The organism is Parapedobacter sp. 2B3 (assembly GCF_041925275.1).
GTDB lineage: Bacteria > Bacteroidota > Bacteroidia > Sphingobacteriales > Sphingobacteriaceae > Parapedobacter > Parapedobacter pyrenivorans_A.
Genome location: NZ_JBHEUZ010000016.1, coordinates 58,562 through 70,430, shown reverse-complemented (window position 1 = coordinate 70,430; position 11,869 = coordinate 58,562). Strand labels below are relative to the sequence as shown.

General features: G+C 54.6%; 7 protein-coding genes. All 7 read right to left on the bottom strand.

The features are described from left to right. Positions 1-37: 37 nt before the first annotated feature. The 7 genes from ACEVG1_RS16790 to ACEVG1_RS16760 all read right to left on the bottom strand — a co-directional run bounded on the left by ACEVG1_RS16790 (position 38) and on the right by ACEVG1_RS16760 (position 11,736). Positions 38-895: a sugar phosphate isomerase/epimerase family protein gene (locus ACEVG1_RS16790; protein WP_374744880.1), complete on the bottom strand. Its 858-nt coding sequence runs from the start codon at positions 893-895 to the stop codon at positions 38-40. A gap of 33 nt (positions 896-928) precedes the next feature. Then, positions 929-1,981 (bottom strand): ThuA domain-containing protein, encoded by a 1,053-nt coding sequence (locus ACEVG1_RS16785; RefSeq protein ID WP_374744879.1) that lies wholly within the window; start codon positions 1,979-1,981, stop codon positions 929-931. Between the two features lie 17 nt (positions 1,982-1,998). Continuing rightward, positions 1,999-3,027 (bottom strand): sugar phosphate isomerase/epimerase family protein, encoded by a 1,029-nt coding sequence (locus tag ACEVG1_RS16780; RefSeq protein WP_374744878.1) that lies wholly within the window; start codon positions 3,025-3,027, stop codon positions 1,999-2,001. A 150-nt stretch (positions 3,028-3,177) separates the two neighbouring features. Then, positions 3,178-4,395, bottom strand: a complete 1,218-nt coding sequence (locus tag ACEVG1_RS16775) for a hypothetical protein (protein ID WP_374744877.1) — start codon at positions 4,393-4,395, stop codon at positions 3,178-3,180. Between the two features lie 30 nt (positions 4,396-4,425). Next, positions 4,426-5,511 (bottom strand): aldose 1-epimerase family protein, encoded by a 1,086-nt coding sequence (locus ACEVG1_RS16770; protein ID WP_374744876.1) that lies wholly within the window; start codon positions 5,509-5,511, stop codon positions 4,426-4,428. A 2-nt stretch (positions 5,512-5,513) separates the two neighbouring features. Then, positions 5,514-8,213 carry a c-type cytochrome gene (locus ACEVG1_RS16765; RefSeq protein ID WP_374744875.1) on the bottom strand — a complete coding sequence of 900 codons (2,700 nt, stop codon included), beginning with the start codon at positions 8,211-8,213 and terminating at the stop codon, positions 5,514-5,516. Between the two features lie 331 nt (positions 8,214-8,544). Beyond that, positions 8,545-11,736 (bottom strand): PVC-type heme-binding CxxCH protein, encoded by a 3,192-nt coding sequence (locus ACEVG1_RS16760; RefSeq protein WP_374744874.1) that lies wholly within the window; start codon positions 11,734-11,736, stop codon positions 8,545-8,547. Between the last annotated feature and the right edge of the window lie 133 nt (positions 11,737-11,869).

The following is an 11,869-nucleotide window of genomic DNA, read 5'->3' as shown; positions in this document are numbered from 1 at the left end:
AATGTTTATTGTCAGTTTCTAAATTTTGTTCATAAAATTAGAAATCCGTCATAAATTGGTTACGTAGGAAAGCTACGCCCTTGATAGCGATATCTTCGCGGGAAGGTTCGAAATTGCGCCAGATAGAGGCTGCTTTGGCTACCACTTTGACAGCCGGCGTAAACGACTCAATGACCAGGCTTCCGCGGTAATTGACTTCCTTCAGTGCGTCGCGGATGCTGTCCCAATTGATATGGTCACCTCCGGGTGCCCCCCGGTCGCAACCGCAGGCATGGACATGCAACAGGCGGTGGCCGGCTTTCCGGATAGCTGTTGCCGAGTCCTTTTCTTCGATGTTCATGTGGTAGGTGTCTAACAGGATGCCGATGGCTTGATGGCCCACGTCATCTACGAGTGCCACGGCCTGCTCGCATGTATTGATAAAGTCGGTTTCATAGCGGTTCAACGGTTCCATGGCCAGCTTTACCCCCAGCTCATCGGCCCTGGCCGCTAATTGTTTCAAATGGACCACCACCGTATCCCATTGCCTGCGGTACTGGTCTTCCGGCGTTTGCTCGGCCCGCCCCACGGTGGAGTACATGGGGCCGGCCATGACCGGGCACCCGATTTGAGCCATCAATTCCATGCCTTGGGTAATGTATTCAACGGCCGCTTGCTGTTCGGCCGGCGTACCCCGGAGGTCGCGGCCGGGGCCCATTGCAGCGCAAATGGACGAGCAGGTAAGATCATATTCTTCCAGTGCCCGTTTGATGATAGCCGCATCAATATGTGAGGCATCCTCCAACGCTATTTCAACCGCATCGCATCCCCATGCTTTGAATTGCCCGAAGATATCCACCTGCTCGCTGGTAAATGGCGAGGTAAGCAGAAACGTATTAACTCCTATTTTTAGCATATTTGTATGTTTAGCAACCCACTTTTATCATCTTCAATCTGCGACCCTACGGAAGTCTGCTGGAAATTGCCCACGCTTGAAGCCGTCAAACCCAAACATGGTGGGGGTATAAGGTGAAACGACCGATACATCGACCTGCTCGGATATCGCCTTTTCCAACCCGGTGGCCCAAAAGCAGGCATTCACGAGCAATCGCCGCAAGTCCGTACTTTGGAGGTCTACCGAGGCCCCCATCGTCGTCGTAAACGCTTTTCCTTCTTTTCCGCCCGGCAGCTGGTATGTCCTTGTCCAGGCGATGGGTAGCATCTCCTTTTCAGTGTTGATCGGTGCATCTGCGCTCATTCCGCTGGTAGACTGTCCATACAGTAATACGGTCGCATCGTCCAGTGGCCCTACGGTATATACATCGGTAGGGCCCCAGATATCTTCAACGCCCTTCAGAATGGGGTGTGTGGCATGGGCATCGTTGATGACGGCCCTTGTTCCTTCGCTGCCATGGTTGCCGTGGTGGCTTACCCACGTCTCGCCAAGCACGAGGCTGCCGAAACCGTTTTCCCAGCCCGGCACATTGCTTTGGAAATCATACTTGGCGTATTGGTCTTCCTTGTTTCTGGTATAATGGAAAGCGTGGGTGGCGGTACGCAGGCCGATGACGGGTTTCCCTGCCGTGAGGTAGTCGTCGATGTAGTGCATTTGTTCCTGCGGGAGCTCTCGGAACCGGGTGAAGATGATCATGAGGTCTGCATTTTCCAAGGCTTGGAGCCCGGGAATGTTAGCTTGCTGATTGGGGTCTATCTCACCGGTTTCGGGGTCGAGGGAAAACAACACGGTACAGGTAAATCCCAACCGGCTGGCGAGGATTTGCGCCAGCATGGGCAGGGCCTCTTCCGAGCGGTACTCCTCGTCGCCGCTTATCAGCACGATCTGTTTGCCTTTTCCCGGCCCGGCACCACCCGTGTAGGTGACCCACTGTTCCGATGGTTGGGGCTGTTGTTCGGATTTGGAAGTGGTTTCACCTGCACAGCAGATGAAACCGAGCCATAAGGCCACAAACGAACAAAAGGAAACGATTAGTTTGCTTTGCATTGCTTTACATTATTTTTTTACCATCCGTGGGCATTGCGCACACTTACCAATGCGGCCAGTATATCGTTCCACGTTTCTTGCTTGTTTAATATGGCATTCGGAAACATGCAACCATCCCAGCAGATATGATTGAACTTTTTGGTTAGTTGCCCATGCTCGTCCCTTAGCCAATGGCCGGCATCTGTAGCGATGTGTAGTTTCCCGTTTGGATCATTGGGTAGGCAATGGCGTCCGGTTTTGTCGTGCGAGCCCGATCCGAATACCGTACCGTCGTTCTGTGCTACGTGGAAGTCGATGGTCCACGGGCGCAGTGCGCGGGTCAGCGTTTTCAGTCCTTCGGTAAGTGTGTCGCGGTCGCTCCATTCAAAATCCGCAGGAAGGATGCGGTCTTCCGGTTTGTTATACCCTAGCAGGTAGAGGAACGTGTGCGACATGTCGGCCTGGAAGCCGATGTTCGGCCGGTCTACGGCTTCGAGGGTATCGAGCATGGCACGCCAGCTCTGCATACCGCCCCAGCATATTTCGCCCTCTGCAGCGAGTTGTTCGCCGTAGTCCGCTGCCACATCACATGCGGCCCTAAAGGTTTCTGCAATAATCTGGGTGTTGCCAGCAGGGTCTTCCGCCCACGCCGCGGGCGAGCATGAGGAGTCGATGCGTACAACGCCGTACGGGCGGATGCCCTGGTCGCGCAGCCGCTGGCCGAATTGGCAGGCTTTCCGTACCATTTCAACAAATGTTTTCCGGCTTTCTTCGCTACCCATGGCCGAGCCGGCCCAAATCGGGGCTACGAGCGAACCGATGTTCAGCCCGTAGCCACCTACTTTATCGGCCAGGCGCTTCACTTCATCAGCACCGCCATTGATGTCTACGTGCGGCTCCAGTAACCCGATATCGACTCCGTCGAATTTAATGCCCTCCACTTCCGCTGCTGCGGTGTAGGCGAGCAAATCATCGAAGGGGATAACAGGTTCTGAGTCGGGCCCCTTGCCCACGATGCCCGGCCAAGTGGCGTTGTGTAATTTCGGAAAGCTGTTCGTTGCGTCCATATCTTCTATTTATTATTGAAAGGTAAACTTAGATAAATTATTGATAGCTTGTTTGCTTTTTTGGCATCAATGAAACCGCTACGTTAAGTTTGCTTTTAGATGCAATATAATCACGTTGCATATAAAGGGAAGTTGTCTGTTGCCACCTTGTTACGATATCACTAAGTCGGGATTCCCCGGTCCGAAATGTTTCAGCATCACGATGGGGTCGGTTTTCGACAAGTTTGTAATCTTGACTCCAGCTTGTGCTGCCGGTTCGCTCACGAAGTACTCGTCATAGGTGAGCTGTCCGTAGCGGATCAGCGCGGGCGTCTCGATATCCCACACGCCCATTTTACCGTGTCCCTGCATCATGATCATGCCGTAGGCAGCCGCATCGTGGATGGTTACCGTGGCACCCGGGAATACGGTCAGTTCTTTGGCACTGAATGCATCCGATTTGTAGCATATCCATTTTTCCGAGTAGCCGGCAGCATTCATTTCTGCCTCACTGCGTACAGACAGGGGGGGCATAAATCGGTTTTGCATCGTATTGGGGTCGAGGTTGAGGTCCCAATCGAGCACATCAATCAATTCATCAAAGTCGCCCAGCCGGTCTTCGGGCGTACATTTCCACAGGAGTTCCTCGGGGATGATGGCTTCGTTGACCAGCGACTGGTACATGGCGAATACGTCTGATGCTTTCTGAGGCTCATAGGTGCACAGGCTGCCGGGTGCATGCAGCAGGCCAGGAGGAACATCCCACCCCGTACCGGGCTCCAAGCGGTAAGCCTGCGAGTAATTGGTAATCTTGTTGTCGCCTTTGGTAAAGTTCTCCAGGCATTCGCGTATCTGCTCCTTGGTGGTACCGGGGGCCAAACCGATGAACGTATAAGGGTAGTCGCCCCCGTGGTTATTCAGTTGCGGCGGAAAATAGTAGGCTTCGGGTTTCCCTTTTTGACCCACAAGCGCTGCTTTCTCATCGTTATGGTGCACATGGTGGGGCAGGGGACCCATGTTGTCAAAAAATTTGGAATACATGGGCCAGCTGCCGTGTTCGTCCCATATCCGCGATCCAATCAACTCGCCCTTTAGCTCGTCTACGGCATCACGGAGCAGGAACTGCGCCGTTTTTCCATCGTTTTCGTAAACCACTTGGCTCAACCCTTCGTGTTCGCCGGTAAGTGGTCCGTTTTCTGCCGGGGTGGTGGACGATAGCCAGCGTTCGTCTATGCCGCCGCGGACCCCGCCGAGTACATAATAATCATCGGGATGAAGTTTGATGCGCCGCCCTGGCACGCAAAAGGAGCGTGGTACCCACGTGGGGGCCAGCCGTAATATGCCCGAACCGGAATCAAATGCATCTCGAATTAACTGTTTCGTATTCATAATTTGTTGTTTTTTGCTATTTGCTATTTGCTATTTGCTGTTTGCTGCCATACCGGTTTTTTTTAGAAACGTAGCGATATGATCCGAGTTATTGAGTACCCTAACGGTTATCCCATAATGTCTCCGTTCGTTAGGTTGAAGCATGATCAAGCTCCCGTCGCGCCGCGCTTGTGCCTGTCCAATGGGTGGGTGGGTGCCCGGTTCCAATCCCAGCACATACTCTCCGGGCCCCCAGTGCTGCCAATTGGTCATCCAAGGTAGTTGTTTTTTTTCGAAGGCGATATCCAACGCGATTCCCAATCGGGGGTTGTGTACCCCGCAGTGGCATAGGCCGTCGGCATCTTTTGCTATGTCAACGAACGCGGCCTCCTCACCACCGCCGATATGATCTTCCAATGGTTTTTTACCCTTTTTAAATGGCAATCCTTCCTTAAAAATCTTCGCCTTTTCATTTCCTTCGCGCGATGTCCAAGGGCCTTGCCAACCGATATCGACGCCTTCGTCTACTAACGGCCACCCGAGGTTCATATGGTAGAGCAACATATGCGGTGCCGGTGTATTCCCTTCGTTGGTAACCACGTCGTCTATGCGGAGGACGGCTTCGCCCAACTTGCCTGAAATGGTGCGCCGCAGGGTGAGTTGTGTACCAAGGGGTTGGGATTGCTTCACCACTCCGGTAATCTGCATGTCGAGCCGGCCTGCAGCGGGGTCGGGTTGGATGATGGACTCGACCGTTGCCGGAATGCCACTGTACTGACTGTGGAGCCCCCGCTCCCCGTACGAATCAGCCTCCGGTCCACCCACGTGGTCGAGGCCGCAGGTGGTCAGTAAGCCGCCACCGAATGCATGGAGCCACTCGATGCCGCGATAGGGGCGGAGTGTGGGAGCCGTTATGCCAACATGGCTTATCCAAGCCAGGCCATGGGCGTTGAAATGGGCATCGGCTATGTCCATTCCACGGTCTATCACCACTTTGTACCGGAGCCCTGCACCGGTATTTATCCAGGCAACCCGCGTCCCTCTTCCCGTTCCGTTATCAAGTACCGCGGTTTCGATGCCACCCACCTGTATCGGATTCGATATTTTTTCTGTCCAATCTGTTACGCCGCCACCCATTATCATTTTTTGTAAACCGGATTATCTTCGTTGCCACCAGCCATCAAATAGGCCATGAGGTCTTTGAGCTCCTCGGGGTTCAACACATTTAATGTGCCCGGGGGCATGATCGAAATCGTGGATTCCTTGACTTCTGTTACTTCTTTCTTCGGTATTTCCCTCAGCTCTTGCGGTGCATAGGGGTTTTGCGATACCGAATAGTTACGGTCATCCTCGCTGATTAATCTGCCCATTATGGACGTACCGTCCTTGAGTACGAACACCTTGCTGCCATACTGGTCGGAAATCACATCACCGGGTTTGATGATAGCCGTCAGCATGTCCCGTACTGAAAATCGGGTACCCAATTGGGTAAGGTCGGGACCTATGGCACCCCCTTCGCCCTGTACGGTATGGCAGGAAGCACACCTTACGGCTGCAAACAGCGATTTTCCGTTTTCAAAGCTACGGGTTCCGTTTGTTTCGTCCTCTTCGATGGTTTTCAAGGCATCCTCGATTTTCCAATTTCTGCCGGGGCCCTTCGGCGGGACGATATCGACGAATAGGTCTTTACCCGATTCGGTCAATAGCGAATCGCCGGAAATGACGTTGTAGTGTTCGCGTTGGTCGTCTGGCACTTTTTCCAGTGCTCTTTTCCGTGCAGCATCTACAAAACCCACATAGCTGTTGCCCCCATTATAGCCAAAGGCATCATGGAACCAGCTGAAGTAACGCTCGTATAATTCCGGCGTCCATCCCGCGGAGGCTTTACTCAATGCCGTGGCAAAATAGATTTGCTGGGCCGGTGGGGTTTTGGCCAACGTATTGGCAATCGTCATCCCATAATCGGGGTTCCGTAAAATCAAGTCTGCGGAACTCGTCAACGTTGATTGGGTGGTCGTCGAATCATCTTCGCTATTTTCGAGGAGGGCGACTGTCCGTTCGGCGGCATAGGGCGCTTCGATATGGATGAGTATCTTGCTGAGTTCCCGATTGAGTGCGTTGTCATTGGCCGGGTAATGGTCAGAGAAATAAGCTGCTAATCGATTGGTGATGGCAGGTTCTACATTCCCCATCCGGTATAGTGCCACCTCCACGGCACGTAGCAGGGCAATTTTGTTCTCTTTCGATATCCGGCCGAAATTGATGGTCATCAATTTGCGGAATATGATTGGCTGGAGTATGGAGTCGTCTGTCTTGGCCATGGCCAACATGGCATGGGTCACTGTTCGGATGTTCTTTTCGCGGAAAGCTTTCTTACCCCATACGGTAACGGGCTGCTGCATCAGCACAGCGGTGGCGGCATAGCGAACATGGCGATCGTTGTGGTTTAGGTACGGCCATACCTCGTTTACGATGTTCGAGTCCGGGGCATGGTCGAGGTGGTTTTCAATCTTTCTTCGGATGGCCATCTCGTCGGTGATCTCATTTTCTTTCGTCGGTTCCGCACGAACCTTATCGCGGTTTTTGTAAGATACGCGATAGAGGTCTGAATCGAGCCGCCGTCCACCGGTAAGGAAGTAGAGTGCACCATCCGGTCCGATTTCGCCATCGGTAAGCGGTAAGGGTACACCGGAGAGGAATTCTTCGGCCGATACGGTATATGAGGCACCTTGCTGCTTTAGATGTACGGAGTAGATGATGCCGAAGCTCCAGTCAAATGCAAACAGGCTGTTGCGGTAGTTGTCCGGGAATTTGGCTTTCCCACCATCCATCAGGTTGGTTGGCGATCCCTGGCCAATGTTGAGCAAGGAAGGGAGGTTGTCGGGGTAGTAAGTTGCCCATTTTGAATTTCCCGTGCGCCAGCCAAATTCGGCTCCTTTGGTAACGTGTAATAGACGTGTGGGGCGGTACCAGGGCATGCCGAAATCCCATTCCATATCCGAGTCATAGGCGAAGAGCTCTCCATCGTTGTTAAACGTGATATCGAAGGTGTTGCGGAACCCGCCGGCCACGAACTGCCAGTTTTTCCCGAGGGAATCTGTCTTGACGATAAAGCCACCCGGAGCCATCCGGTCCGTGGCGTGCCCGCGCGGGTCTGTTATCCGTTGCAAAAGGTTGTCTTCGTTCCAATTGGAAGGGAGCAAGTAGCTGTCCATTTGGGGTACATTCACATGGTTGCCCAACACGAGATAGAGCGACTGCCCGTCCGGCGCAAGGACGATGCTGTGTGGACCATGTTCACCGCTGTGGCCGTCGAATGTCTTCAATTGGGTTATTTCGTCAAACTGATCGTCGTTATCCGTATCCCTCAGTCGGTATAGGCCACTGCTTTTCTCCAAGTTGGAGCCGCCGTTATGGTTTACCACCACATACAGGCTATTGAATGCCCAAAGAAGTCCTTGGGCGTATCCCATTCCCATTTTGGTTTGGGTACTGTCGTTTTCCCATTGGTCTTCGGGAAAAACAAGTTGCTGGGGCGCGCTGGTAAGTGTGTCGGAACCGATTTCGGGCATTTCCAAGCGATATAAGGCACCATATTGGTCAGACACGATCATCCGCCCTTTGTCGTCGAATGTCATGGCCACCCACGATCCTTTTTTATTCTCGGAGGGGCTGTAGAGGTGTTCGACAACAAAATCATTCGCTACCGTTATTTTTTCCACTTTCGGTTTTTTGGCAACGGGTTCTTTTTCGGTGTTTTCTGTTTGGCACGCCATTGCGCACAACAAAGCGGCACATGCGGTTACGAGGCCTGTTTTCTTTTTAATGAATGTTTGCATATATCTGTTTAGCATGAAGAATACGTGTAACAAATACCTTGAAGGTGGCAAGCGGCTAGCGAGCTGTTACTAATTCGAATAATTTGCGACCTGAATGCGGGAAGTCCGATTCTTCCGAAGGAAAGGGCTCGTTTCGGATTTTATGTCCGTGAAGGGCTTTCGCGTGGCCGGCAATGTCATTTTAGTATCGTACTTGGTATTGGGCAACATAAAATAATAGCTAACTGGTGTCCACAATGCTACTATGTTTATCGTAAAATTTCATCCTGTACTGTCCTGAATAACCGGTCCAGGCAGCCCACGGCTCGTCCATGGGCTGCCAAGGAGACCGCTATTTCAGCGGGTGTTCCGCAAGCAGTTCGTCGGGCGAGTAGAATCCTTTCTTACCGGCGATTGCGGCGCGGACAGCCTTCACCTGCTCCGGACTGATGGGCGTACCCGTGTTGCCGAACGAGTTTTTCACGTAGGTGAGCACGGCGGCCACCCCTTCGTCGTCAAGCAGGCCGCCGAAGGGTGTCATGGGCACTTGGCCGGGGTATTTTTCACCCAGCACCTCAATGGGACCATGCAGACCGTTCAGCGTGAGCTTGATGAGGCGAACGTCATCATCCAGCACCCATCGGGTGCCCGCAAGCGGCGGGAACCCGGAGGCGGGTAGCCCTTTACCGTCCGCCTGGTGGCATGTGATGCAGAAACCTTCGCGTTGGAAAATCAGCTGGCCCTGTTTATAGCGGGCGAGGTCGGCCCCTTTCAGGTCCGTGCCGGCGGCTTCGGCCTGCGTGGTTCCGGTCTGTGCGGCGGGGGCTCCGATGCGGGCCGCTGCGGTCTGGTAGGCACCGGCCATCCAACTGTCTATGGGGTGTTTGGCGGCTTCCTCCAATATCGGTGTTGTTTTGTCCTTGTCGAGCCAGGAGGCTGCCACGATGGCTTCCAAGCGCACCCGCCCGTGCGGGTCGGCAGCAGCTTCCCGCAGCAGTGCGGCCTGGTCATTTACTTGATGCCCTGTGTAGCGCAACACCCGCACGGCCGCCGCGCGTACGCGATGGTCGTTGGCATGTAGCAATCTGCGCAGCAGGGGCTGGTCAACGCGGTTGAGCCCCCAGCTCACCCAAAGCCCCTCCAACAGATGGTGCTCATAGCGGGCATCGTTCCGGTCCAGCTTGTCCAGCCAATGGCTGAGCTGCTTAAGCACCTCGCCGGCATCGCGGCCGCGCAGTTCGCGCCGGGTACGGTAGCGGGTACGGTATTCGGGCAGCGTTAGGTTATCCAATAGCGCTGCGATGTCGGCACCGGCGATGGTGGCTGGTTTCACCAATGGCCGCGATGGGTACGTGATCCGGTATATGCGGCCATGGGTATGGTCGCGTAGCGGATCGCGTTGGTTGTGCTGCATGTGGCCAATCAGCACGTTGTGCCAATCAACTACATACAAGGAGCCATCCGGCGCGAACTCCATATCGACGGGCCGGAAGTTCGGGTCGTCCGACCGCATGAGGTCCTGGCGGTGGTGGCTGCTATAGCCCGTCCCGTCTTCGGCCATTGCATGCTGTTTCATGCCCAGGAAGCCGATGGTGTTGTTGATAAGCATGTCGCCCTGCACCTCATCGGGGAAGTGGCGGCTCGATACGAACTCCAGGCCCGAAGTGGGCCGCACGCGATGGGCATCCTCGATTAGGTTGCGGCCCTTCGGATTGGCTTTGCCATAAACCGGGCTGAGCGATCCCGGCATCATCCAGGTCACATCCGGCCCCGAAGTTTCGGCGTAGAAGTTTTGCCCCCAATCATCGAAGGCAATGCCCCAGGGGTTGGGGATGGAGAGCTGAGCGGTGTATTCCAGTTTGCGGCGTGCGGGGTTATAACGGAAGAAGCCACCGTTGGTGCCGCGCACCGGCCCGTAGGGCGTTTCGATGTCGCTCAGCAGGAATACCCCTTGCCCCATGTAGATGGCGCCGGAGGGATCGCTCGTATAGGCGTGGTGGGCGTGGTGCGTATCGTGGTCGTCGAAGCCGCTTAGCAGGACCTCCCGCTTATCGGCTTTATCGTCGCCGTCCGTATCCGAAAGGAGTACCATATTCGTCCCCTGCGATACATAAACGCCTTCCGGGGCTAGCTCGAAACCCATGGGAAGGTGCAGGCCATCGGCAAAGACGGTCTGTTTGTCGGCTTTGCCGTCGTTGTCTGTATCTTCCAATATGAGCAGTTTGTCGGTAGGTTTGGGATCGCCCGGTTTCCAGTGCGGGTAGGAGGGCATGGTGGCGACCCATAGGCGGCCCAGGTTGTCGAAGGTGAGCTGTACGGGCTTCTGGAGGTCGGGAAATTCCTGCTCCGAGGCGAACAGGCTTATTTCATAGCCCGGTGCCATGTGAAACTCCGCAAGTGCCTCCGTTCCGTACAGGTACCTCGGCAGGGGGGCGTTGGCGTTGCGGGTCAGGTAGTTGGTCTCCACCTTGGGCAGTACCGTGGTGGTCGCGTCGGCACTGTCTAGGTTCATCCGTATCCCTTGGGCCGCTTTCCAGATGGCTTCATCACGGATGGCGGTCATCTCACGTATCTTGGTAAATTCGGCAGGATAGTTGTCTGGGCCGAATGGATCGTACCGGCGCCCGAAGGCCTGCACGCCATTGGGGTGCTTGAAATCTTGGAACCAGAGCCAGTTCTTTTCCATCACCGCATCGTTGACGAGCCCGCGGTGGGCGTCGTCCACCTGTTTCTTTGGGCCGAATACGGCATCCGCCAGCTGGGTAGAGAATTGCCGGTATCCCGCATCATTGAGCTGCGCACCGTCGATGGTGAGCGGGCTGTCGCTGCGGCGGAATAGTTTGCTGAAAGGACCGTACATGTTGACGAAAAGGACACCGTTGCTATGGGCTACTTCCGCCATCGCTTCGGTATACATCGCTAGGCGCTTGTTTTCCTCCGTGCCGTTTGGCAGGTCGTAGTCTGCCGAGCGGTCTTCGAAGGCGATGGGAGAGACGATGGCAAGCCGGGGCGGCGTGTGGCCGTTGTAATGCTGTTGGAGGGTATGCTTGATGAATGCGTCGAGTTCCTCCCGGTAGCGCTGCACCCCCGCTTCGCCACGGAAGGATTCAACGTAACCGAAAAACGCGATAATGATATCGGCCTTGTGCCGGGCCAGCCACTCATCGGGCATTTCCCAGTGGCCCTGCATATCGGGGTCGTTCAGCAGCGTCGTGTCAGACTGCAGCGTATCGGCGCCAGGGAAAGCCCATGGGGAGGGGCGCCCCGAATGGGGCCGGAAGCCGGGCGTGTTGCCGCCGTCGCACATATTGCGGATGTACAGCAGGCTGTCGGGGTAGCGCAGATGCAGCTCGGTTTCAAAGTAGCCGTAGTCCATCATGCGCGATCCGAGGTTGTTGCCCACCAGGATGATGTGGTCGCCCTGCCGCAGTGCCAGAGGGGGTGCCGTGGGCGCACTGCATTGGTAGGCACAACTGGCCATAGCCACCATACCAGCAAAAACCAAGGGTTTGAATCGACCGCCTATGCTATGTTTAACGCTCATTGATTTAATCAATTTATTGACGTTTGCATTGATTCGCATGCTATTATCTAAGTGTTATAATCGGGCTGGGTAACATCTACAGCCGCTATTTGGAGATTACAATGCTACTTTTTTTGTGATGAAACAGCATCCT

Coding starts and splice junctions, on each gene's coding strand:
- ACEVG1_RS16790 (WP_374744880.1), bottom strand. CDS start 895: ATGCTAAAAATAGGAGTTAATACGTTTCTGCTTACCTCGCCATTTACC.
- ACEVG1_RS16785 (WP_374744879.1), bottom strand. CDS start 1,981: ATGCAAAGCAAACTAATCGTTTCCTTTTGTTCGTTTGTGGCCTTATGG.
- ACEVG1_RS16780 (WP_374744878.1), bottom strand. CDS start 3,027: ATGGACGCAACGAACAGCTTTCCGAAATTACACAACGCCACTTGGCCG.
- ACEVG1_RS16775 (WP_374744877.1), bottom strand. CDS start 4,395: ATGAATACGAAACAGTTAATTCGAGATGCATTTGATTCCGGTTCGGGC.
- ACEVG1_RS16770 (WP_374744876.1), bottom strand. CDS start 5,511: ATGGGTGGCGGCGTAACAGATTGGACAGAAAAAATATCGAATCCGATA.
- ACEVG1_RS16765 (WP_374744875.1), bottom strand. CDS start 8,213: ATGCAAACATTCATTAAAAAGAAAACAGGCCTCGTAACCGCATGTGCC.
- ACEVG1_RS16760 (WP_374744874.1), bottom strand. CDS start 11,736: ATGAGCGTTAAACATAGCATAGGCGGTCGATTCAAACCCTTGGTTTTT.